Here is a 24,282-nt window from a genome sequence, read left to right as displayed (position 1 = left end):
TTGCCAGCCTGAGTAGGTAACGAAGGTTGTGGGGCCGGTCAGTCCGACTGGCCCCACAACCTATCAATCGCAGGTTAAATCTGCACGAGTAGCTCAATACGAATTGCGCGTCTAGCGCAAGGAAAAGGCCACGCCAGGGAAGGGGGTAGGGACGTGACAGGCGAAACGGGCACGGTGCGTGGGCGGCGTGCCCTCAACACCCCGACACACACTCCAGCTCCCGAAACAAAATCCAAGACGGCATCCAGGGCAGAACCCAGGGAAGCACCTAAGGTGGCACTTCATGTGGAGCCCGAACCGGCTCCTGCGCCAGCACATCATGTGGAAACCAAGGCGCAGCGCGGCCCTGCCGGCGGTGTGGTTCGTGGCCGGCGGGCGGCCCGCGTGGGGGAAAAAAGCGGACTAGCGAGCCTGCTCTTCTATACCGATCCGAAAGAGGATAAACGCCGACTCTCCCCGCTGGCCATGATCCTCATCGGGATCCTGTGCCTTGCCTACCCCGTGACTTCGACGGTGTGGAATAACTGGCAATCCAAAGTGGTCTCCCGTGCCTATGAGGGCCAAGTGAATACCCAATCCCAGGAACTACGCAACTCGTATATCGAGCGTGCTCACGCCTATAACGCCAGCCACCAGGGAATGGCGGTCCTTGATCCTTATCTTGACGATATAGCAACCGACCTGCCTGCCTATCAGGAGTATGCGAGGGTACTTGATCAGCCGGATGGGATTATGGGGATCGTGAAAATCCCGAAGATAGGGGTGAAACTCCCGATCTACCACGGGACTTCACCTGAGACTCTGCAGCGGGGGGCTGGGCATATGTTCGGCACCGATATCCCGGTCGGCGGTATAAACCGGCATAGTGTGGTGACGGCTCATACTGGCTTGCCGACCTCTACCATGTTCGACCGGCTGACCGATCTGGGTATCGGGGATGAGTTTTTCTTCGAAATCCAGGGTCAAGTGTTTGGGTATCGCGTGGTCAGAGTAGACGTCGTCGACCCTCACGACCCAAGCCTGCTGGTACGCGTACCGGGGCGTGACCTAGCCACTCTTCTTACGTGTACTCCGTATGGGGTGAATTCGCACCGCTTGCTGGTGACGGGTGAGCGGGTGCTGCCGGACCCGGTGGAGGTGCCGGCAGTGGACGGGTTGCAATGGTCGTGGTGGATGACCCTCTTCGTGCTCGCCATCCTTATATCTTTGCTGTTTGCGTTCCTGGTGGCCAGGTCCGCGCTGGCCCGGCGTGGGGAGGCCTCCAGGCGGGATATGTTGCCCCGACACATGCTCCGCTAACCAGAAACGATACGAAACGCGCGGCAGTTCAAATTGCGGGACGGGTGCTGCGGCGTCGTACATTACTCAACTATCTCAACCTTTAGCATCACGACATACAACGAGGTACCGGTGTGAGACTGGAATTATTAGAAACCCTCATTCTTTATTCACGACTGGGGACCATGGACGCGGTGGCCCGCAAGTGCGGGTGTACGACCGCGGCGGTCGTGAAACGTATCCAGCTTTTGGAAGAAGAAGTCGGCCAGCAACTTACTCGCAGGGTTGGGCGCGGGAGGGAACTCACCGAAGCCGGGTGCTACCTGGTGGAACGTAGCCACCAGATCCTCGGGCTCGTGGATAGCACGGTGGCTGAGCTTCAGAATCTGGAGGATAACCCGCAGGGCACTATCGTGATCGCGGGCCGGGAAAGCAGCGCCCTAGATAGCCTGGCGCCGGTGATGGGTCAGGTGCGGGCCCGCTACCCGGGCATTAGTTTCCAAGTCACGTTGTGTGGGCGCGAGGCGGCTACCCGGATGATCGGTGAGGGGACGGCGTCTTTCGCGGTGCTCGATGATTCCTGGGACTGCACGGCTTGGGAAACACTCTCCCTGCCAGGTGAGGATCGGTGGGGTTTGTTGGTGCGTACGGATAGTGACGTGGTTGGGCGAGGAACGGTTCGGCGGGCGGATATTACTCAGCGGTCGTTGATTATGCCGAAGGAGCGTAGCCGGGAGCTGGGGTATTGGTTGGATAAGGAAAACCAGTTGACGGTAGTGGGCCGGTACGGGACGAGTCGCGGGGCTCGGATCATGGTCGAGGCCGGGGTTGGTGAGGCTATCGTGCTGGAGAATATGGCACTGGGCGGGAGCGCGGGGCTGGGCGGGAACGCGGATACCCGGTTGGGTGAAGCGGCTGCCGGTGCGGGCCTGGTGTTTATCCCGCTGGATTGGTTGGTCGGCTTGACCTGCGTGCTTGCCTGGGATAAACAAGCACGCCTGAGCCGGGTGGGGGAGATATTCCTGGAAGCGTGCGCGCAGCCACGGGCGGTGGGAGCGTGGCCGGCTAGAAGTTATCCACAGAATCGCGAAACGTCACCCTTGTCCACAGAGTTGTAACTCGCTCTTTGCTGTGCTTCCGTATCATGCAAGAATGACGGAGACGGACGGGAAAACACCCGAAACTACACAATTGAAGGAGTGAGACACATGGATATTTACGAGGATATTTACGAGGACCGGTTGTATTTTCCGGATCGTGTTTTCAACTCGCTGGAAGAAATCCTCGAACGCAAGGAGGAAATCTTGCGTGAGGTCAGAATGACCCGCGAAGAATTCGACTGGCGTGCCGATAACTACCAGCTCGGACCAAAAGAGTCCGACGCTTATTTTGAGATGATAGGCCTGGATCGTTTCGAGGAGTATTGCCGTGGTGAACGCACGATTGGATGAGCGTGCCGATGAGTTTGCGGCACATATACAGCGGATCGGGGAGCTGATCGATCCTGGCTTTTTACTGATAAAGCAGACGATCCCAAAAGGAGATCTTCCGCTAAAAAGATTGTCGGGCGATATTCGCGTTGCTCGTTTCCTTATTGTCCGTTTCGATTACGAGCTTTTCCTTAATCCGGAAACCGGTTTACTCAGCGTCAATGAATCAACGTTCTCGGTCATCCGAGGAGCGAAAAGCAGCGAGCCGCTGGTGCGCTGGGATTATATTCGCTCACCACGTTCGAATATTCCTTGCGCACATATCCAGATCCATTCCCACCGCGATGAATGGACACACGCTTTAGTCCTAGGCGGGACTCATTCCGGCCGGTCGCGCCGGCGTATCAAGAACGAAGCGCGTACTCCCCACGTTGCTGATATTCATTTCACGATGGGTCGGCGCTGGTTCCGGCCCTGCCTGGAAGAAATCCTCCTCTTAGTCATTGACGAGCTCGGGGTGGCGTGCACACCACAAGCACGCGAAGCGCTCAACCAAGGCGTCGAGGATTGGGAACAGATCCAGGTGCGATCCGTAGTTCGGCATCACCGCGCCACCGCTCTCCAAGCTCTTGAAGAGTGAACCACCCGCGCTAATAAAATGCGACCGGACCGAGGCGCGCATCGATCTCCGCGTTGAAAATCGCGGAGAGGCGTTCCGGGTTTCCTGGGTGGGGACCGTCACCACGTAGGTGCGCAGCCGCGGCCGGTGGGGGCACAGCCAGCTAGCGGCGTCGTCGCCCCCACCGCACGCGGCGCAAGAACCGCGCTATAAGAAAACGCGACTAACGGTTATCGTCGTAAATCGCCAGGTGCTCCAGCGGGGAAGTATCCTCACGGGCCGCCACCGTGTAGAGCACGGGGAGCGCGGAAATCCACCACGGATCCAGCGGCACCCGGTTCTTCATATCCATCTCTTCGTCCATGCGCATAATCGGATGGGACTCCAGTTTGCCATTGTGCTGGCCGATATAGCGCGCGCCCACCCGCTCCTTCTTCTCCAGCTGCGCGGTCACCTCATCAATGGCGAGAGCCGCGAGCGACACCGCGAGAGTACGGTCATAGGACGTGGGAATACCGCCCTGCTGCTGGTGGCCAATAATCGTGGAACGAACCGAGAAAGCCCCGTGGCCCTCCTGCTGGAAAACCCGCCGCAGCAGATCCGCGGTGTAGTACTTGGAAGCATCCTCATTACGAATAGCCAGGTAGAGGGAACGGGAGCCATCAAAAGCCCGGTTCATGCGCTCGCTTTCCTTCGTGAGCATTGCCAGATCCACCCCGGTTTCATGCAGGTAGACCTGTTCAGCCCCGGTGGATAGCGCACTCATAAGCGCGAGGTAACCACATTTCCGGCCCATCGTTTCCACCACGAAGCAGCGCCGGGAAGCGGAAGCGGAACGGCGAATCTTATCGATGGTCTCCACATTGGTATTGAGCGCGGTATCCACCCCGATGGACAGATCGTGGCCGGGCAGATTGTTATCAATGGAGGCCGGCACGCAGATGAGGGGGAGGCGGAAGGCCGTGTAGCGGTCCGCTTCTTTCGCCATATTCCAGGCGGTTTCATAGCCGGCCAGGCCGCCGATCATAATGACCGCGTCTAGCCCATTGGCTTCAATGGAGCGCGCCAGCCCGAAGTAATCCTCGATGCCGAGGACCGAGCGGGCGGTGCCCAGCTCCGCGCCGCCCAGCGAAACCCAGCCATCCACATCGCCCCAGCTGAGCGGGCGAATATCCCCGCGGATGAGGCCGGGGAAGCCGCCCTCCACACCGAGCATTTCAAAGCCGCGATCCAGGCCGAGCCGTACCGCGCTGCGCGCGGCCGCATTCATTCCCGGGGCGAGTCCGCCGGCGTGGAGCACGGCCACCCGCGGGCGCCAGCCGTCCTTGAAGTAGCGGTCTTCGCCCAGCGGGGAAGAAAGTGTTTCAAAAAGGGACTTGATCCGGGAGAAGCTGGTGCCGCGCGAGCGCACCGCCGCCTCGTAATCGCCTTCTTCCAGGTAGTCGATGACCTTCTTGGTATTGGCAACCGTTTCCACCAGCGGTAGGCGCTGGAGCCGATTATTACGAATCCCGATAATGCAGGATTCTTCGCCCGGTTCGGCCCGGATCACCTCCAGGGCGGCGGTGTAACCGAGCAGGGTAGACATCCAGCGGTCATAAGCGGACGGGGTGCCGCCGCGCTGCACGTGGCCGAGCGCGGTAATCCGCGGGGATTCCCCGGTGCGTTCTTTAATGGCGGCCTGGATGCGCTGGGCGGTGATCTTTTCACCGTGCCGATCCATGCAGCCTTCGGCAACAACGATAATCGAATCGCGCCGCCCGGCCGCCCGCCCGGCACGGATCTTTTCGCACATGGCATCTTCCCAGCCATCTTCGGGGGGAAGCTCGGGAATGATCACATCATCAGCCCCGCCGGCCATTGCACCCATGAGGGCCAGGTAGCCGCAGCGCCGCCCCATCACTTCCACCACGAAGACCCGCTGGTGGGAGGCGGCCGTGGAAGTGAGCGCGTCAATAGCGTCAATAATGCGGCACAGGGCCGAATTGGTTCCCACCGTCATATCGGTGCCGACCATATCGTTATCGATGGAACCCACCACCCCGGCAATATGGAGTTCGGGGTGGCGGGCGGCAAGATCCGCTTCGATTTCCCCGGCTTCTACCAGTTCTTCGAGGAGTCCACTCCAGCGCTCGCGCAGAGTATCTGCCCCGGTCAGGGAGCCATCACCGCCGATGACCACGAGGCGGTCGATTCCGGCGCGCACCAGATTCGCGGCGACTTTCCGCATTCCATCCCGCTCCCGGAATTCGGTGGAGCGGGCCGAGCCGATCACCGTGCCGCCCTTATCCAGAATGGAGGACACATCGCTCCAGACCAGCGGCTCAATAAGATTATCGATAGCTCCGCGCCACCCCTCGCGAATCGCGAAGGGGCGGGCGCCCACGTGTAAAGCGGTACGCACCACGGCGCGCACCACCGGGTTCATGCCCGGGGCGTCCCCACCCGAGGTAAGAATGGCAAGGGATACGGGATCTGCGTGATCTGACATGGTTCCTCCTCCGAAGATCATTGTGTCAAAGATGGTGGGCTCATGTGTGGTGCTAGAGTCCGGCGGCGCGCCCGCGAGATGTGGTAGCGGCGCGCCGCGGGGCCGCAAAGTTGATTACACTACGAGATAAAGACTACTTCGAGGATGAGGATAACCATGTCGCACCCCATTGACCCCACAACCACGCGCGCCTGGGCGCGGCTGCATGACCTTCATGACGGATTCACCGCTGATTTCCGGGCTCGTTTCGCCGCGGATCCCCAGCGTGCCGAGCGGCTGAGTTTCACCGCCGGCGATCTTTTTGTGGATCTGTCCAAATCCTATTTGGATGATGACGTTCGCGATGCCCTGCTGGAACTCGCTGAAGAAACCGGGGTTGCTCAGCGGCGCGATGCCATGCTGCGCGGAGAGCGGATTAACGTGACCGAAAATCGGGCGGTGCTCCATACCGCCCTGCGGCGCACCGCCGATGACACCGTGGAAGTAGACGGGCACAACGTGATGGCCGATGTTCGCGAAGTTCTTGAGCGGATGTACGCTTTCGCCACCAAGGTGCGCGAAGGTAGCTGGCGCGGGGTGACCGGAAAGGCCATCACCACCGTGGTCAATATCGGCATTGGCGGTTCGGATCTGGGCCCGGTAATGGCCTACGAAGCCCTCCTCCCGTACGTCAAGGACGGGCTGGAATGCCGCTTCATTTCCAATATTGACCCCACCGATGTGGGGGAAACCCTGCGCGGGGTGGACCCGGAAACCGTGCTCTTCATCGTGGCATCCAAGACGTTCACCACCCTGGAAACCCTCACCAATGCCCACCAGGCCCGCTCCTGGTTCCTCGCCCAGCTCGCCGCGCGCGGCATCCAAGATCCCGGTGCGGTGGCCAAGCACTTCGTGGCCGTGTCCACCAACCTGGAGAAGGTAGCGGAATTCGGAATTGAGCCCGCCAATGCCTTCGGTTTCTGGGATTGGGTAGGAGGGCGCTATTCGGTGGATAGCGCCGTCGGCCTTTCCCTCGCCATTGCCATCGGACCGGAACATTTCGAAGAATTCCTCTCCGGGTTCCGCACGATTGACGAGCATTTTGCCACCGCGCCGGCCGCGCAGAACGTGCCCCTCCTCATGGGGCTCCTCAATATTTGGTACGTCAATTTCTTCGGGGCGGCCACCCACGCGGTGCTGCCCTACGCGCAGTACCTCCACCGCTTCCCGGCCTACCTTCAGCAGCTGACCATGGAATCCAACGGGAAGCGGGTACGCTGGGACGGCAGCCCGGTGACCACCCAGACCGGGGAAGTGTTCTGGGGCGAGCCGGGCACCAACGGCCAGCACGCCTTCTACCAGCTCATTCACCAGGGCACCCAGCTTATCCCCGCCGATTTCATCGCCTTCGCGAATCCTGTTTTCGCGCTGGTAGATGGGGAGGCCGATCAGCATGAGCTCTTCCTCGGTAACTTCTTCGCGCAAACGAAGGCTCTGGCCTTCGGGAAGACTTTGGATGAGGTGCGCGCGGAAGGCACCCCGGAGGAGATCGTGACCGCGCGGGAGTTCCCCGGGAACAAGCCGACCGCTTCGATTATGGCCCCGGCCCTCACGCCTGCGGTACTCGGCCAGCTCATTGCGCTCTACGAGCACATCACCTTCACCCAGGGTGCGGTGTGGGGTATCGACTCCTTCGACCAGTGGGGCGTGGAACTGGGCAAGCAGATGGCCAAGGAACTCACCCCGGCGATTAGCGGGGACGCGGCGGCCCTGGAAGCTCAGGATGCTTCCACCCGCCAGCTCATTGAGTACTACCGCGCCCACCGGAAGTAGTGCCGTGCGGTGCTAGCGCCGCACACCGGCGTTAGCGCACAGTAGACACAAACGGTGCCGGCGACCCCAATATGGAGGAACCGGCACCGTTTGTACTTGTGCTAGAGCACCTTGGTGAAGAAATCGCGGGTGCGCTCCGAGCGCGGGTTATCGATCACCTGCGCCGGGGTGCCCTCGTCGATAATCATGCCCTCGTCGAGGAACACCACTTTATCGGCCACCTCCCGGGCGAAACCGATTTCGTGGGTGACCACCACCATGGTCATGCCCCCGCGCGCCAAATCCTGCATCACGGAGAGCACTTCACCCACGAGCTCCGGATCGAGCGCCGAAGTAGGCTCGTCGAAAAGCATGAGCTCGGGGTGCATGGCCAGAGCACGCGCAATAGCCACCCGCTGTTGCTGCCCGCCGGAAAGTTGCGCCGGGAAATGATTAGCGTGATCGCGCAGCCCCACCCGCTCCAGCAACTCCAGGGCTTCGGCCCGTGCCTCCTTTTCGGGGCGGTGGGCCACCTGCACGGGCGCCTCCATAATATTTTCCATCGCGCTCATATGCGGGAAAAGATTGAAACGCTGGAACACCATCCCCACCTTGGCGCGCTGGGCGGCAACCTCCGCCTCGGTGCGCTGGCGCAACCAGGTCCCTTGCGAAGTGACGGCACCGGAGCGGCGGGCCAGCATCCCGCGCCACCCGGTGGGGGCGGGCTGCTCGGTCATCCCCAGCAGCTCCCCATCCAGGTAGATGCGCCCGGCGGTAATAGTTTCCAGCTCGTTCAGGCAGCGCAGCAGCGTGGATTTACCGGAACCGGACGGCCCGAGCAGCACCACCACCTCACCGCGCTGCACCGTGAGATTAACACCTTTGAGAACGGTGTGATCACCGAAAGATTTGTAGACGTCGCACACGTCCACCATGGCGTGAGTCATTGTTCTCCTTAGGGGGTGACGTCCAGGAAGGCCGTCGTCGCCGTACGTCCGTCAAAACCACGCGCGAAATGGCGTTCAATACGATGCTGCACCATCATGAGCAGCGAGGTAATAACCAGGTACCAGATCGCCGCGACCACGAGGAAGGGGAACGGCAGATACGTTTTCGAACCCAAATCCTGGGCCGCGAAGGTGAGGTCCAGGGTGAAGGGAACGGCGAGTACCAGCGACGTTGTTTTCAACATCGAGATCGTTTCGTTCCCGGTGGGCGGAATAATAATACGCATGGCCTGCGGCAAAATAATACGCCGCATAATCGTGCCCGAACGCATCCCCAGCGCCACCGCGGCTTCCCGCTGCCCCGGATCAATCGCACCCAAACCGGAGCGAATAATCTCCGCCAGGTAGGCGCCTTCGTTGAGCCCCAGCCCGATAATTGCCGCGATAAACGGGGTGATGACCCGGTCGGTTTGGAACGTGAAGAACTCCGGCCCGAAAGGAATCCCCAGCGATAGCTTCTGATAGAGCGAAGGCAGCAACCCCCAGAACATGAGCTGGGTGTAAATCGGGGTGCCGCGGAAGAACCAAATATAGAAGCGAGCCGCCGCGCGCAGCACCGCGTTACTCGATTCGCGCAGCACCGCCATGGTCAGCGCCAAAATAATGCCAATAACCATGGCGAGCACGGTCAGCACCAGGGTGTAGACGATACCGCGCAGGATCCGCCAATCGAAAAGATAACGCCCCACCACATCCCAGTGGAAAGCATCATTGGTGATGAGCGCATTAAGCGCCATCGCCCCGAGCACCGCCATGACGATGAGCCACACAATATTGCTCAACTTCACGCGGGCTTGCGGATGAATCTTCTCCATTACTGCACCTGGGGGTTGATCTCGGCGGTGCTCAGCACGCCTTCGGTAATGCCGTAATGCGCGAAGATCTCCTTGAGTTCACCCGAATCCATAAGGGATTGCAGCGCGGCTTGCACCGCCTTGGCGAGCTCCGGATTATCCTTGGCCACCGCGATAGCCACCGGGGCCGAATCATAAATATCACCCGTGGTCTTCAGCTGGCCATTGGAGCGGGCCACCGCGTAACCGAGCACCGGGGAATCAGCGAAAATAGCATCGTACTGGCCGGAAACCACCCGGGTCACGATCTGCGGTACATCCGGGAGAGACATAATCTTAATCGGCTTGGCGCCCTTCGCTTCGCAGGCGGCGGTGGCTTCCTTGAGGGCTTCCTCCTGGGAGGAACCCGTTTGCACGCCGATGGTGAAACCGCAAGGGTCATCCGGGGTGAAATTATTGGACTTGGCCGGCACCCCGTATTCGGAACCCGCCTCGAAATACGTGATCATATTGAAAGCTTCTTCACGTTCGGGGGTGACGGTGAAGGTGGACAGGCCCACATCGAATTTGGTTCCGATCTGGGGGAGGAGCGAATCAAATTCCACGTGCGTGGTGGTGCCGTCTTTGAGTCCCATCTTTTTCGCGATGGCGCGCGTGAGATCAATATCGTAACCGGTGGGGGTCTGCCCGTCCGCCTTGCGGTATTCCGCGGGAGCGTAATCGGTAGACGCGCCGTTGCGCAATTGCCCGCGCGCGGTAACATCCGCAGGCACTAGGGCAGCGACGGCGGAATCTGCCGCGATGCCATCAACAGCGAAACCGGACTCACCCGGATCAGCTGCGGCGGTGGAATCCGTCAAAGCAGCCTCATCATTGGAGCAGGCGCCCAGCGTGAGGAGGCTGGCAGCAAGCAGCGCGATTGTTTTCTTCATTTTCTTCCCCTACGGTGAATGTTTTTTCAGTGTTCGGGTGGAAAATACTCGGAACAATCCCAAGTATAGCCAGTAAATATACGTGTGCATGTATAAAAATGTGAATATGCGGGTAGATAATGGCCGCTTTGGCGTATTTTCGGGCTTTGTGCGGCGTAGATGTGAGAGGTCTAACGGTGGCGCACCGCGAAGGAGTGGGCATGTTACGAATCCGTAAGTTACGATTACGTAAGGTTACGCATTAGTAGGTTAGCGGTGGGGTGACCCGCCGGAAAGAAGGCTGAGGTGAGCAACGTGCATTCAGGAAACGTGCTCTTCCCGCGTACCGCGAGCGCGCTGGGGGAGGTAGGGCTCCCCGGTGCTGCGCTCCTGCATACCGATCTGACCACATCCACCCAGGATGACCTGGCCGAACTCTGGCTCAATTCCGGGGGCGTGCCCGCATCCGGGCTGGTCTGCGGCCTTATCGCCGATGAACAAAGTGATGGGCGCGGGCGCATGGGCCGCTCCTGGTTCGCTACCAAAGATGGCTCCCTGCTTTTCTCGGTGCTCATCGCGGTGCCGGAAACAGTGCGCGCGGAACTGAGCTGGGTGACGTTCGCCGGGGCCCTAGCCGCGCGCGCCGCCCTGGAAAAACTCGGGGCTGACGTGGCGATTTCTTGGCCCAATGATATTGTTACCCGCCCGCACGCCGCGAAACTGGCCGGCTTGCTGGGTGAAGTGGTGAGTACAGACGCGGCCGGGAATATTGGCGTGGTGCTCGGGGTGGGAATCAACCTGGGGCTGCGCGCCGAGGAACTTCCTACCCCCACCTCGGCTTCGCTAGCCACCGCCGGCTTCCCGGTTCCTAGCCGCGATGAGGCAGCCGCCGCCTACCTGCGCGAGCTCGGGGCCCGGCTGGCCGCCCTCATGAGTGCCTGTGAGAGCGGAATAAGTACTGCGGCAGCTAGCGGCGCCGTCGTACCCGAAATGGCCGCGGGTGACCTGGAGGCGAGCGATGCAGGGAGCAGCGCGGCAGAACGCTCCACCAGTGCGGCAGAACGCTCCGGGCTCTTAGCTGAACTCAATGCCACCTGCGCAACCCTGCGCGAGGGCATTACCGTCAACCGCCCGCGCGATACTCCGGTGCACGGGCGCGGGGTGCAGATTTTAGCCGACGGCGCCCTCGTGGTCGCCACTACTGCCGGTGACGTGCGTATTTCCACCGGAGAAGTCTCGCTCCTGGGTCGGGTTGCGCCCTCGGAAGGAAAGTAGTGATGAAAAAAATTCTGGTTGCCAATCGCTCCGAAATTGCCGAGCGCGTTATTCGCACCGCCCACGATATGGGGATGAAAGCGGTGGCGGTCTATGCGGACGCTGATCGCGAAGCCCAATTCGTGGAGGATGCCGATAGTGCCTACGCGCTGGAGGGCACCGCGTACGCCGATACGTATATGAATATTGAGAAAATCATCGCGATTGCGAAGCGTTCCCACGCGGACGCCGTGCATCCCGGCTACGGTTTTCTTTCCGAAGTTCCCGAATTCGCCACCGCGGTAATCGAGGCGGGCCTCACGTGGATCGGCCCGGCCCCCGCGGTGCTCCACCGCCTCGGCGATAAAATCCAGGCGCGCCGGCTAGCTGAATCGGTGGGCGTGGCCCCGGTGCCTGGCGTATCTGACCCGGTGCAAGGGCGCGCCGGCGTGGACGAGTTCGTGGCGCGCTTCGGTTTCCCGATTGTCACGAAGAAGGCCGACGGCGGGGGCGGGCGCGGCATCACCATCCATAACGAAGCCGCTGACCTGGACCGCTTCTTCGCCGCCCACGGGGCGGACCTGGATTCCTATTTCGTGGAGCGTTTTATTCGCACCGCCCGCCATATTGAAACGCAGTCAGCGCGCGATTCCCACGGGAATTTCGCGGTGATCTCCACCCGTGATTGTTCGGCCCAGCGCCGCAACCAGAAACTCATCGAAGAAGCACCCGCCCCGCTGCTGCCCGGCAACGCGGAAGCAATCGTGACCGAATGGTCGCGCCGGCTTTTCGAAGCGGTGGATTACGTTGGTTTGGGTACCTGCGAATTCCTGGTGGAACCCGATGGGCGAGTCAATTTCCTGGAAGTGAATCCGCGCCTCCAGGTTGAACACACCGTGTCCGAAGAAGTAACGGGCATGGACCTGGTGCGCGAACAAATCCTCATTGCCTCCGGCGCGGAACTCTCCGAAGTTCCCGCACCGCGCGCCCACTCTTTCGAATTCCGGATTACCTGCGAGGACCCGGCCACCGGGATGGTGCCCTCCACCGGAACCATCGAAATAATCCGCTGGCCGCTCGGGCACGGGGTGCGTATCGAATCGGGAATTGAAGAAGGCGATATTGTGACCGCCGATTTTGATCCCATGCTCGCCAAGCTTGTGGTGACCGCCCCGGACCGTGAGCAAGCTATTGCCCGCTCGCGCCGCGCCCTCGCGGAATTGCAGATCACCGGGGTGGCCACCCCCTGCGCCATGTACCGCGATGTGCTGGCCATGGAGGAATTCGCCGGGCATATTCCATCCACTCGCTGGCTGGAAGATACCGTGCTCCCTGCTTACGAAAATACCCAGGCTGTTGCTACTCCGGCGCCCGTTAGGGATGAAGAACCGCGGCACACCTTCGTTATTGAAGTGGATGGGCGGCGCATGCGCATGACCCTCCCGGCCGCGCTCATCGCCACCGGCTCGCACGTGGCCCGCCGCACCCTGCAACCGCGCCGCTCCCAGGCGGCCTCCCGCACCGCGATGCCGGCCCAGGACCTGACCGATCCGAGCGGAATGGTGAACTCGCCCATCCAGGCGATTGTGGTGCGCGTGGTGGTGGAACCGGGGGATAAGGTCCACGAAGGCGATCTGCTCGTGGTACTCGAATCCATGAAGATGGAAAGTTACGTGTATTCGCCGCGCGATGGCGAAGTGACCGACGTGGAAGTGCGGGCCGGGGCCACCGTGGCGGCCTTCCAACCCCTCGTGCGGGTGGTGGGCGCCGATGCCTAGCAACCAGCCCAGCCCCTGCCCGAAAGTAGCGAAGGAGAATCATGTCGCTGACTGAATTACGTTCCGCCCACGAATGGCAAACCCTGGATCACAGCGCCCAGCAGGTGGACCGGGTGCGTTTCGCGGAATACCAAAACGACTTGGCCCGGCAGGCCGAGGAACACGCCGCGCAGCGCCAGCACGCCCACGGCAAAAAGACCGCCCGGGAGCGCATCGCCCTGCTCTGCGATGAGGGCAGCTTCACCGAAATCGGGCAGTTCGCCGGCGGGAACCTGGGGCGCGGCTTCCGGGGCGCCGCGGTGGTGACCGGAATTGGCCAGGTGGACGGCCAGCTCGTAGCGGTCTACGCCCAGGACTTCTCCGTATCCGGGGGCACCCTGGGCGAAGCTGAGGGCGATAAAATCGTGGCCCTCATGGACAAAGCCCTTGAGCTGCGCATCCCCATGGTCTCCCTGCTTGATTCGGGTGGCGCCCGCATCCAGGACGGCGTCGTCGCCCTTTCCCAATACGGCCGTATCTTCAAGAAAACAATCGCGGCATCGGGCATTATCCCGCAACTCTCCGTCATTTTGGGACCTTGCGCGGGCGGCGCGGTCTACGGGCCGGCCCTCACCGATTTCATTATTATGACGCGCGATAACGCGCATATGTTCGTGACCGGACCGGACGTCGTCAAGGCGACCACCGGGGAAGAGGTCTCCTTCGATGACCTGGGCGGGGCGACCCTCCACAATTTCCAATCCGGGGTGGCTCACTACCTGGCCGCGAACGAGGACGATGCCCTCGATTACACCCGCACCCTCCTCACCTACCTGCCCGCCCATTGCGACGCGGAGCTGCCGCGCTGGGATTACGAGGAAACGGCCACGGATACCCAGTGCGCCCGCCACCTTTCCGATCTGGTGCCCGCCTCCACCAAGCAGCCCTACGATATGCTCGACGTCATCGCGAACCTCGTGGATTACGGGGAATTCGTGCAGGTCCAGGAGCATTTCTCCCGTTCCATCGTGGTGGGATTCGCGGCGCTGGCCGGGCAGTCGGTGGGGATCGTGGCCAATCAGCCGCTCGTGGATGCCGGCACCCTGGACGTGGACGCCTCCGAAAAAGCCGGGCGTTTCGTGCAATTCTGCGATGCTTTCCACGTGCCCGTGATCACCCTCGTGGACGTGCCCGGCTACCGGCCCGGCACCGAACAGGAGCAGGCCGGGATTATTCGCCGCGGCGCGAAGCTCATCTGGTCCTACGCGAATGCGACGACGCCCCTTGTGACCGTGGTGTTGCGTAAAGCTTACGGGGGCGCCTATATCGTGATGGGGTCGAAGTCCCTGGGAGGGGACCTCAACTTCGCGTGGCCGGGTGCGGAAATTGCGGTGCTCGGCGCCGAGGGCGCGGTCGCTATTACAGGGCGACGGCGCCTGCGGGAAGCCGAACAGAACGGTGAGGATGTGGCGGCGGTGCGCCAGCAGCTCATCGAAGAGTACACCCGCGAGAATGTCAATCCTTTCCTCTCCGTGGAACGCGGGGAGCTGGACGGCATTATCGCCCCCGAAGATACCCGGCGGGTGCTCATTGAATCCCTGCGCATCCTCGCCACCAAAGACTGCTCGCATCCCGGCGAGCGCCGGCACGGGAATATTCCCATGTAGCGGCCCGCCCCGAACCCAATTTCGATCTTTCCATTTTTCAAGAATTGCCTCGCGGGACCTCCCGCATCTAGCAGAAAGAACACTATGACCAGCGTGTATGAATCCCTGACGGCCACCCCGCCGGCTTCCCCGTGGATCCTCCAATTCGCCGGCCAGGGTACCCCCTGGCGCGCCGAATTAGATGAGCTGCTCACCTCCGCGCGGCTGCGCGCGGACCTGACCGAGGTGGACGCGGCGGCCGAGGAGATCCTCGCCCCGGTGCTCCCCGAACTCACCGTGATTTCCGCCGGGCGCCTCGACCTGCTCGGGCTGCGCGGCCCGGCCAGCGCCGGGCGCGCCCCCCACACCTCGGTTCCCGGTATCCTGCTCAGCCAGTACGGGGCCTACCGCGACCTGGCGGTGCGCCCCACCGCCACCATCGGGCATTCCCAGGGCGTGCTGGCCGCCGCCATGGTGGAATCCAGCGATCCGGCCAGTATTTTTGCCCTCGCCCGGCTCATCGGGGCGGCCGCCTCCAAGGTCAGCGGCGAACTCGGGATTACCGCGAGCAAGGATGCCAGCCCCATGCTCTCGGTGCGTGGCGTGGGTGCCCCGCTGCTGCGCCGCCTGGCTGCCAAGGTTCCGGATGCGGATGTTGCCATTATTAATTCCCGGGAAGCCTGCGTGGTATCCGGGCGCCCGGCCGCCCTCACCGCCCTGGTAGCCCTCATCGAACGCGAAGCTGAACGGGAAGCGCGTGCCCGCGCCGATAAACTCACCGGCGGGGAAGCCCTCCACCCGGTCTGCGAATTCCTCAACGTGGGAGCTCCCTTCCATTCCCCGCTCCTCGAACCGGCCGTGGCCCTGGTGGACGCCTGGGCGGCTCGCTGCTCCCTCAATGTGGAACGCAGCGATGAGCTGGCCCGCGCCGTGCTCACCGCCAGCCTGGACTGGACCGCGGAATTCGCCGCCGCCCTGGACGAAGCAGGGCAGGGCGGCACCCCGGCCGGTTTCGTGGTGGACCTGGGCCCGGGCCCGAACCTCAAGACCATCGCCCTGGAAAACCTGGCCGGTACCGGGGTGAGCTACGTGGATGCCTCCACCGCCGCGGCCCGCGATGACCTGGTGACCGGGGTGGCGCGCGTGACCCGCACCCGCGACTGGTCCGAATACGCCCCGCAGCTGCGCCAGATCAAGGGCCATACCTACCTGGATACCGCTTTCTCGCGGCTGACCGGGCGCAGCCCGATTATGCTCGGCGGGATGACCCCGACCACCGTGGACGGGGAAATCGTGGCGGCCGCCGCCAACGCCGGCTACTGGACCGAACTCGCCGGGGGCGGGCAGGTCTCCGAAGAAGTCCTCGCGGAAAACCTCTCCACCCTGCGCGAGCACCTGGAACCGGGCCGGGTAGCCCAGTTCAACACCATGTTCCTGGACCGCTACCTCTGGGATCTCCAATTCGGCTCGCGCCGGCTGGTTTCCCGCCAGCGCGCCGCCGGGGCGCCCCTGGACGGCGTGGTCATTAGCGCCGGAATTCCGGAAAAGGACGAAGCCCTCGAACTTATCGCGCGCCTGCGCGCCGAAGGTTTCCCCTATATTGCTTTCAAGCCCGGCACCGTGGCCCAGATTCGCCAGCTCGTGGAGATCGCCAAGGCATGCCCGGGTGCCCCGCTGATCGCGCAGGTAGAAGACGGCCACGCCGGCGGGCACCACTCCTGGGAGAACCTGGAAGACCTGCTCATCGCGACCTACGGCCAGATGCGTGAGGCCGGCCTCATTATTACCGTGGGTGGCGGCTTGGGCATTCCCGAGCGGGCGTCGTCGTTCCTCACCGGAACGTGGGCGCAGGCCTACGGTATGCGACCCATGCCCGTGGACGGCGTTTTCATCGGAACCGCGGCCATGGCCGCGAAGGAAGCGAAAACGAATCCGGACGTCAAGCAGCTGCTCGTTGATACGCCCGGTGTGAGCCCGGATGATAACGGCGGCTGGGTGGCGGCCGGCTCGACCCGCGGTGGTATTTGTTCCACCCAGTCCTCCCTGCACGCCGATATTTACAATGTGGAAAACGCGGCCGCCCGCGCCGCCCGCCTCCTCGTGGAAGTGGACGGGGATGCCGAGGCCATCGCCGCGCGCCGCGAGGAAATTATTACCGCGATCAACGCCACCGCGAAGCCCTACTTCGGGGATATCGCGCAGATGACCTACGCCCAGGCGCTGCGCCGCTACGTGGAACTGACCGTGCCCTGGGCCGACGAACCCACCCAAACCCGCTTCTGGGAAATGCTTCAGCGTTTCGAAGCGCGCCTGTGCGAAGCGGAAAGCGGGGATGTTCCCACGCTCTTCCCGACCCAGGCCGATGCCGCCGCCGATCCGCAGGCCGCGCTCCAGCGCTTCCTCGCCGCCTACCCGAGCGCGGAAGAACACACCGTGCTCGCCCAGGACGAAGCCTGGTTCGTGGCCCTGGCCTCCAAGTACCCCAAGCCGGTGCCTTTCGTGCCGGTGATTAACGAGCAGGTGCTGCGCTTCTGGGGCTCGGATTCGCTGTGGCAATCCCACAACCCGCGCTACACCGCGGACCAGGTCCGTATTATTCCCGGCCCCACCTCGGTGGCCGCCATCACCAAGGTCGATGAGCCCATCGCCGATATCCTGGGCCGCTACGAAGAAGACGCCGTGGCCCGAGTGAGCGCGGCCGGGGCGCAGGCCCAGCCGGCCTTCTCCCGCGCGGCACGCGACCGGGAAACCTTCCTGCGGGAAACCCCCTTCATCGTGTGGCACGGCCACCTGGCCACCAACCCGGCCCACCTCATTCCGGAAGCGGAAATCCGCGATACCCCGGAGGGCCTGGAAATCTTCGTGCCCCTCGATACCCTCTGGGATGGCACCCAGGCGCACCAGCACGTGGTGCGGCATATGCGCATCCCGCTGCTGCTGCCCGAATCGGTAGCCACCGGCGGGCTGCCCGTGGTGGATGATGCCCGCCTGGAAGCGGCCATGCGCGAGGTGCTCGCCGCGATGTCCGGGGTGGGAACCACCACCCTGGGCGGCACCCCCATCACGAAGCAACCCGAGATGATCGACGGCGTTGCCACCCTCACCTTCGCGGTCTCCCCGGAGATCAACACCCTGCACGCGGGGATTACCGCGCCGGCCGGGCGCACCCCGACGGCCGTGCCCTCCGCGCTGCTCGGTTCGTGCTGGCCCACCATCTATTCCGCGATGGGTTCGGGCGAAGCCGATGGTTACCCGATTATTGAAGGGCTGCTCTCCGGCGTGCATCTTGATCACCTGGAAAAGGTGAATGTGCCGGTGGAGGAGATCCTGGAAGCCGGGCAGCTCACCGCGCGCTCCTGGGTGGCATCCGTGGCCGAATCTTCGGCCGGCCGGGTGCTGACCATCCGCACGAATGTTGCGCGCGAGGATGGCACCGTGGTGCTGGAATTCCAGGAACGCTTCGCCATGCGCGGGCGCGCCACCACCACGGAACTGCCCTCCGAACCGGCCGCCCGCGGGGGAGTGGATGCCGATATTATCGACACCCCCCGTTCGGTGCTGCGCAAGGTCACCGTGCAGGCCCCCACCGATATGACGGCTTTCGCGATTGTTTCCGGTGATTTCAACCCGATTCACGTATCCCGCAACGCCGCGCTGGTGGCGGGAATGGATGCCCCGCTGGTGCACGGCATGTGGCTGTGCGCCGCCGCCCAGCACGCGGTGGCCGATCCGGTGGCCGGGCGCGCCCCCATGCATATCACCGGGTGGACCTACCGCATGTTCGGCATGGTGAACCTCGGCGACGCGGTGGATATTACCGTGGAGCGCGTGGGCCGGGTGCGCGGGGGCGGGCTCGCCCTCGACGTGACCGCCCGCTGCGGGGATACCGTGGTCTCCCAGGCTTCCTGCACAGTGAGCGCCCCGCGCACCGCCTATGTGTACCCGGGCCAGGGCATCCAGGCCCGCGGCATGACCCTCGATGACCGGGCAGCCTCCGCTGCCGTGCGCGAGGTGTGGGAACGCGCCGACCGGCATACCCGTTCCGCCCTCGGCTTCTCCATCCTCGCGGTGGTGCGCGATAACCCCGTGGAACTGCGGGTGCGTGACGAGATCTTCCGCCACCCGGACGGGGTCCTTAACCTCACCCAATTCACCCAGGTGGCGCTCGCGACCGTGGCCTTCGCCCAAACCTCGCGCCTGCGTGAACAGGGTTCACTGGTAAGCGGTGCTTACTTCGCCGGGCATTCCCTGGGTGAATACAATGCGCTTTCCGCCTACTCGCAGGTCTTCAGCCTCGAGGACGTGCTGGAAATCGTGTACCGGCGCGGTACCACCATGCATCACCTGGTGGAACGCGATGAGCAGGGCCGCTCGAATTACCGCATGGGTGCCTTGCGTCCCAACCAATTTGGGGTGGGCGACGACGCCGTGCGCGACTACGTCGCGCAGGTAGCTGCCGCTTCCGGGGAATTCCTCGAGATCGTTAATTACAACCTGGCCGGCGCCCAGTACGCGGTGGCCGGAACCGTGGCGGGCTTGGAAGCCCTGGAAAAGGACGCTAATGAGCGGGCCCGGCAGGCCGGGGGCAAACGTCCCTTCATGCTGGTTCCCGGTATTGATGTTCCCTTCCATTCCAGCGTGCTGCGCACCGGCGTAGCCGAATTTGGCGATACCCTGCGCGCTATTGTTCCCGCGGATATTAAGCTCGAAATTCTTGAAGGGCGCTACCTGCCTAACCTGGTGGCCCGCCCCTTCGAGCTGACGGAAGAATTCTGCGATGCCCTCCTCGAGGTGGTTCCCTCAACGGTGGTGCGCGAGATTCGCGATGATTTGGCCGCGCGCGTGGAGCGCGACCGGGTGGGTACCGCCCGCGAGATCCTCATCGAGCTGCTGGCCTGGCAATTTGCCTCCCCGGTGCGCTGGATTGAAACCCAGGATTACCTCATTGAGGCCGGGGTGGAAGATATCGTGGAAATCGGCCTGGCCGCTTCGCCGACGCTGGCGAATATGGCCACCCGCACCCTCGCGCTACCCAAGCACGCCCAGCGCCACGTGAGCGTATACAACGTGCAACGGGACGCCAAGCGCGTTCTGCACGAGGATGTTGCCAGCGCCCCGGTTGCTGAAGATGGATTCGCGGACGGCGCGGCGGCTGCGGCCGGTGCCAATGGCGCTGCGGCGAACGGCGGCGATACCGCCGCGGCCCCGGCCCCCGAAACCGCTGCTGCTGCTCCGGAAGCTGCTGCTCCCGCACCGGATGCGGCTGCTGCTGGCGCCGCTGCGGCCGCGCCGGCCGCGGCAGCAACCCCGGCACCCGCCGCGGCTCCGGCCGGCGATGGCCAACCGACCGCGGACCTGCCCTTCCGGGCCGGGGATGCCCTGCGCGTCCTGCTCGCCTGGTCCACGAAGATCCGCCTGGATCAGATGGGCGATGCCGACTCGGTCGAAACCCTCACCAACGGGGTTTCCTCCAAGCGCAACCAGATCCTCATGGATATGACCGCCGAATTCGACCTGGCCTCCATGGACGGCGCCGCGGAAGCACCGCTGGCCACCCTGGTTTCCCAGGTGGATCAGGCCGCCCACTCCTATAAGCCCTTCGGGAGCGTGCTGCGCGAAGCTATCGCGGACCGGCTGCGTTCGCTCACCGGTGCGGCCGGCGCTAAGCCGGCCCGGGTGGCCCAGCGGGTGCAGGATACCTGGCAGCTCGGCGAAGGCTGGGTGGCCCACGTGACCGCCACCATCCTCCTGGGTACCCGCGAAGGTAAGTCGGTGCGCGGCGATGAACTGGCTACCCTCCCGCTGGCCCCCACCTCGGCCGCCCAGCTCGATGAACTCATCGACGCGGCGGTGCGGGCGGTGGGCGCGGCCCACGGCATCAACGTTGCGCTCCCGAGTACCGGGAGCGGGGCGGGCGGCGTCGTCGATTCCGCTGCCCTGGACGCGTATGCCGAACGTATGGACGCGATCCTGGCCGGAACCGCGCGCGATCTGCTCGCGCGCCTCGGCCACAACGAGCGCCCCGAGGCGCCCGCAACCGCTGATGACCTAGCCCTGCGCGAAGCGATGAGCGCGGAACTGGGCAGCGGTTGGGAAGACTTCGTGACCCCGCGCTTCGACCCGGCCCAGGCCGTGCGCCTGTGCGACCGCTGGGCCACCGCCCGCGAGGACGTGGCCAAGATCGCCTTCGGGCGCGAAGTGAACGCCAATTTCACCGGCGTTGGGGAAGAAGTGGCCCGCCAGGCCGAATGGCAGGCGGCCCGTAATCCCAAGCTCGCGGCGCGCTTGACGAAGATCGCCCGCGCTGCCCGCGATACCACCCCGGGGATCTACGCCGGGAAGGTTGCGGTGGTGACCGGTATGGCGGAGAACTCCATCGCGGGTGCGGTGGTGGCCGGGTTGCTGGCCGGCGGGGCAACCGTCGTCGCCACTTCCTCGCGTATCTCCACCGCGCGCCTGAACTTCGCTAAGAAGCTCTACCGTGAGAACGCCATCAACGGTGCCGAACTGTGGCTTATCCCCGCCAACCTCGCTTCCTTCCGCGACGTCGACGCGATCACCGCGTGGATCGGCGCCGAGCAGCGTGAAACGGTGGGTGCCACCTCGAAGCTCGTCAAGCCGGCCCTCATTCCTGACCTCCTGGTGCCCTTCGCGGCACCGCGGGTGAGCGGCTACCTCAGCGATGCCGGCCCCGAAGCGGAAAACCAGGCCCGCGTGCTGCTGTGGAGCGTGGAACGCCTCATCGGCACCCTCGCGAGCCTGGGCACCGATGCCGCCATTGACCATCGCATGCACGTGATTCTGCCGGGCTCCCCGAACCGGGGCTCCTTCGGTGGGGACGGCGCCTACGGCGAAGTCAAGGCCGCGCTGGATGCCGTTGTCAATAAGTGGCGCGTGGAGCCGTGGGGGCAGCGCACCACTATCGCGCACGCGAAGATCGGGTGGGTGCGCGGCACCGGCCTCATGGGCGGGAATGATCCGCTGGTGGAAGCTGTGGAAGCCAAGGGCGTGCATACCTGGTCCACGGTGGAAGCCGGACGCGAACTGCTCACCCTCTTCACCCCCGAATCGGTGGCGGCTGCCCGCACCGCGCCGGTTATCCACGATATGACCGGTGGGCTGGGTGATATTAACCTGCCCGAACTGGCCGCGAGCATCACGCCGGCCGCCCCCGCTCCGGCAGCGCAGGCCGCACCGAGCGTGCGGGCCCTGCCCAGCCCGGTGAGCATCCACCAGCCGACCATGGACCTGGGTGCTTTCGGGAGCGGCAGCGCCAAGCCCGAGGACCTCGTGGTGATCGTGGGGCTGGGAGAAACCGGTCCGTGGGGCAGCTCGCGTACCCGGTGGGAAGCCGAATTGGGGATTCAAAGCGACGGCGATGTGGACCTCACCCCGGCCGGGGTGCTGGAGCTGGCCTGGATGATGGGCCTGCTCACCTGGTTCGATACCCCGAAGCCGGGCTGGTACACCCCCGAGGGCGAGCTGGTTCCCGAAGAGGATATTTTCGAACGCTACCGCGATGAAGTTGTGGCACGTTCGGGTATCCGCGCCTTCGTGGATGACGGGCCGCTGGCCGATATCGGGACCACCGATATCGCCCCGGTCTACCTGGAGAAGGACGTGACCTTCACGGTGGGCAGCGAAGCGGAAGCCCGCGCCCACGCCGAAGCGGATCCGAGCTTCACCAGCTTCTTCGAGGAAGACGGCGAATGGCGGGTGACCCGCAAGGCCGGGGCACTGACCTATATGCCGCGCCGTACCACCCTCACCCGCCGCGTGGGCGGGCAGTTCCCCACCGATTTCGATCCGGCCAAGTGGGGGATCCCGGCATCGCTGGTGGAGAGCGCGGACCGCATGGCTATCTACAACCTCATGACGGCGGTGGATGCCTTCCTCTCGGCCGGGTTCTCCCCGGCGGAGCTGCTCGAATACGTGCACCCGGTGGATGTTTCCTCCACGCAGGGCACTGGCTTCGGCGGGATGACCTCCATGCGCCGCCTGTACGTGGATCGCTTCCTGGGTAAGGACTACCCGCAGGATATCCTCCAGGAAACCCTGCCGAATGTGATCGCCGCGCATACCATGCAGGCCTACGTGGGCGGGTACGGTTCCATGATTCACCCGATCGGTGCCTGCGCGACCGCCGCGGTGTCCGTGGAAGAAGGCGTGGATAAGATCGCCACCGGCAAGGCCCAGTTCGTGGTCTCGGGCGCGATTGATGACGTGCAGGTCGAGTCCCTCATCGGTTTCGGTGATATGAATGCGACGGCGGATTCTGCCGCTATGGCGAAGAAGGGCATCAACCCGCGCTTCTTCTCCCGCGCTGGCGATCTGCGCCGCGGTGGCTTCGTGGAAGCCTGCGGCGGTGGCACGGTGCTGCTGGCCCGCGGCGACGTGGCCGCCCAGATGGGGCTGCCCGTCTACGGGGTGGTGGCCTATATCCGTTCCTTCGCGGACGGTATCCAAACCTCGATTCCGGCACCGGGCCTGGGAGCGCTGGCCGCCGGCATGGGCGGAGAGAACTCCGTGCTGGCCACGAACCTGCGCGCCCTCGGCGTGAGTGTGGACGACGTCGCCGTGCTTTCCAAGCACGACACCTCCACCAATGCGAATGACCCGAACGAAGCGGAACTTCACGACCGCCTCTTCACGGCGCTGGGCCGCAGCGCGGGTAACCCGCTCTACGTGGTTTCCCAGAAGACCCTGACCGGGCATTCCAAGGGCGGGGCGGCGCTCTTCCAGATGGCTGGCATCACCCAGATGTTCGCCACCGGGAAGATCCCGGGGAATAAGGCCCTGGACTGCTCCGATCCGGCTTTCGAGGAACGCAGCTACCTGGTGTGGCCGCGCGAGGTTCTCGAGGTGGGCGATATCAAGGCGGCCGTGCTGACTTCGCTCGGCTTCGGGCATGTTTCCGCGCTCATGATGCTCGTGCACCCGGCGGCTTTCGAAGCGGCTATCGCGCGCACCAACGGCGCGAAGGCAGCCCAGCTGTGGCGGGAGAGCGCTGATATGCGCCTGCTGGAAGGCGCACGCCACCTGGTTGCCGGAATGGTCGGCCACGCGCCGCTCTACACCGAAACCTCGGTGGATGAGCGCTTCGCCGGGGACCGCCACGAAGGCGAAGCGGCGCTGCTCCTCGATCCGCGCTACCGCCTGGTGAACGGAAAGTACCAGCTGCGCTAAAGCAGAGCTAAAGCAGAGCGGATCCATCCCATAAGAGCGGGGCGGGGCAGTTCATCACGAACCACCCCGCCCCGGTTGCTGTCTAGCAGTGCGTAATCACATCAGCGCTCCGTGACCG

The 24,282-nt window shown here is 63.7% G+C and carries 13 protein-coding genes; 9 read left to right on the top strand and 4 right to left on the bottom strand.

The genetic code is table 11. The annotated features are described in order from the left end of the window. Nucleotides 1-273: 273 nt before the first annotated feature. The 4 genes from QP305_RS01650 (at nt 274) to QP305_RS01635 (ending at nt 3,348) form a co-directional block, all read left to right on the top strand. Complete coding sequence (locus QP305_RS01650) at nt 274-1,299, top strand: class C sortase (RefSeq protein WP_284903535.1); 1,026 nt, start codon at nt 274-276, stop codon at nt 1,297-1,299. Nucleotides 1,300-1,412: 113 nt separating this feature from the next. Next, nucleotides 1,413-2,396, top strand: a complete 984-nt coding sequence (locus tag QP305_RS01645; protein WP_284903533.1) for a LysR family transcriptional regulator — start codon at nt 1,413-1,415, stop codon at nt 2,394-2,396. Nucleotides 2,397-2,486: 90 nt separating this feature from the next. Beyond that, nucleotides 2,487-2,729: a hypothetical protein gene (locus tag QP305_RS01640; protein ID WP_026429547.1), complete on the top strand. Its 243-nt coding sequence runs from the start codon at nt 2,487-2,489 to the stop codon at nt 2,727-2,729. Continuing rightward, nucleotides 2,707-3,348 carry a hypothetical protein gene (locus QP305_RS01635; RefSeq protein ID WP_284903532.1) on the top strand — a complete coding sequence of 214 codons (642 nt, stop codon included), beginning with the start codon at nt 2,707-2,709 and terminating at the stop codon, nt 3,346-3,348. The genes QP305_RS01640 and QP305_RS01635 overlap by 23 nt, the downstream gene beginning before the upstream one ends. Before the next feature lie 202 nt (nt 3,349-3,550). Here QP305_RS01635 and QP305_RS01630 read toward each other — a convergent pair whose 3' ends face one another. Beyond that, complete coding sequence (locus QP305_RS01630) at nt 3,551-5,818, bottom strand: 6-phosphofructokinase (RefSeq protein WP_284903531.1); 2,268 nt, start codon at nt 5,816-5,818, stop codon at nt 3,551-3,553. Nucleotides 5,819-5,974: 156 nt separating this feature from the next. Between QP305_RS01630 and pgi the strand changes: the two genes are divergently transcribed. Continuing rightward, nucleotides 5,975-7,630, top strand: coding sequence for a glucose-6-phosphate isomerase (gene pgi, locus QP305_RS01625; RefSeq protein WP_284903529.1), 1,656 nt, complete (start codon nt 5,975-5,977; stop codon nt 7,628-7,630). A 101-nt stretch (nt 7,631-7,731) separates the two neighbouring features. On the opposite strand, the gene QP305_RS01620 is transcribed toward pgi, so the two are convergent. From QP305_RS01620 to QP305_RS01610, 3 genes are read right to left on the bottom strand one after another with little or no spacing between them, the layout of a single operon-like run. Further along, on the bottom strand, nt 7,732-8,556 hold the full coding sequence (locus tag QP305_RS01620) for an amino acid ABC transporter ATP-binding protein (protein WP_284903527.1): 825 nt from the start codon (nt 8,554-8,556) through the stop codon (nt 7,732-7,734). Between the two features lie 8 nt (nt 8,557-8,564). Further along, nucleotides 8,565-9,431 (bottom strand): amino acid ABC transporter permease, encoded by an 867-nt coding sequence (locus QP305_RS01615; protein WP_284898690.1) that lies wholly within the window; start codon nt 9,429-9,431, stop codon nt 8,565-8,567. Further along, a complete protein-coding gene (locus QP305_RS01610) occupies nt 9,431-10,342 on the bottom strand; it encodes an ABC transporter substrate-binding protein (protein ID WP_284903525.1) in 912 nt (303 codons plus the stop codon). The genes QP305_RS01615 and QP305_RS01610 overlap by 1 nt, the downstream gene beginning before the upstream one ends. A 285-nt stretch (nt 10,343-10,627) precedes the next feature. On the opposite strand from QP305_RS01610, the gene QP305_RS01605 reads away from it, so the two are divergent. The 4 genes from QP305_RS01605 to QP305_RS01590 all read left to right on the top strand — a co-directional run bounded on the left by QP305_RS01605 (nt 10,628) and on the right by QP305_RS01590 (nt 24,164). After that, nucleotides 10,628-11,596 (top strand): biotin--[acetyl-CoA-carboxylase] ligase, encoded by a 969-nt coding sequence (locus QP305_RS01605; RefSeq protein ID WP_284903522.1) that lies wholly within the window; start codon nt 10,628-10,630, stop codon nt 11,594-11,596. Nucleotides 11,597-11,598: 2 nt separating this feature from the next. Further along, entirely contained in the window at nt 11,599-13,353 is a 1,755-nt protein-coding gene (locus tag QP305_RS01600; protein WP_284903520.1) for a biotin carboxylase N-terminal domain-containing protein, read from the top strand. Nucleotides 13,354-13,394: 41 nt separating this feature from the next. After that, complete coding sequence (locus tag QP305_RS01595) at nt 13,395-14,999, top strand: acyl-CoA carboxylase subunit beta (protein WP_284903519.1); 1,605 nt, start codon at nt 13,395-13,397, stop codon at nt 14,997-14,999. An 84-nt stretch (nt 15,000-15,083) separates the two neighbouring features. Then, on the top strand, nt 15,084-24,164 hold the full coding sequence (locus QP305_RS01590) for a type I polyketide synthase (RefSeq protein ID WP_284903517.1): 9,081 nt from the start codon (nt 15,084-15,086) through the stop codon (nt 24,162-24,164). The last annotated feature ends 118 nt before the right edge of the window (nt 24,165-24,282 follow it).

Origin of the sequence: Actinotignum timonense, assembly GCF_030216305.1 — a bacterium.
Lineage (GTDB): Bacteria > Actinomycetota > Actinomycetes > Actinomycetales > Actinomycetaceae > Actinotignum > Actinotignum timonense_A.
This window is presented reverse-complemented; position numbering and strand designations above follow the sequence as displayed.

What these genes read in the sequence shown, in the direction of transcription:
- pgi (WP_284903529.1), top strand. Translation starts at nt 5,975, where the DNA reads ATGTCGCACCCCATTGACCCCACAACCACGCGCGCCTGGGCGCGGCTG.
- QP305_RS01595 (WP_284903519.1), top strand. Translation starts at nt 13,395, where the DNA reads ATGTCGCTGACTGAATTACGTTCCGCCCACGAATGGCAAACCCTGGAT.
- QP305_RS01615 (WP_284898690.1), bottom strand. Translation starts at nt 9,431, where the DNA reads ATGGAGAAGATTCATCCGCAAGCCCGCGTGAAGTTGAGCAATATTGTG.
- QP305_RS01610 (WP_284903525.1), bottom strand. Translation starts at nt 10,342, where the DNA reads ATGAAGAAAACAATCGCGCTGCTTGCTGCCAGCCTCCTCACGCTGGGC.
- QP305_RS01620 (WP_284903527.1), bottom strand. Translation starts at nt 8,556, where the DNA reads ATGACTCACGCCATGGTGGACGTGTGCGACGTCTACAAATCTTTCGGT.
- QP305_RS01590 (WP_284903517.1), top strand. Translation starts at nt 15,084, where the DNA reads ATGACCAGCGTGTATGAATCCCTGACGGCCACCCCGCCGGCTTCCCCG.
- QP305_RS01640 (WP_026429547.1), top strand. Translation starts at nt 2,487, where the DNA reads ATGGATATTTACGAGGATATTTACGAGGACCGGTTGTATTTTCCGGAT.
- QP305_RS01630 (WP_284903531.1), bottom strand. Translation starts at nt 5,818, where the DNA reads ATGTCAGATCACGCAGATCCCGTATCCCTTGCCATTCTTACCTCGGGT.
- QP305_RS01600 (WP_284903520.1), top strand. Translation starts at nt 11,599, where the DNA reads ATGAAAAAAATTCTGGTTGCCAATCGCTCCGAAATTGCCGAGCGCGTT.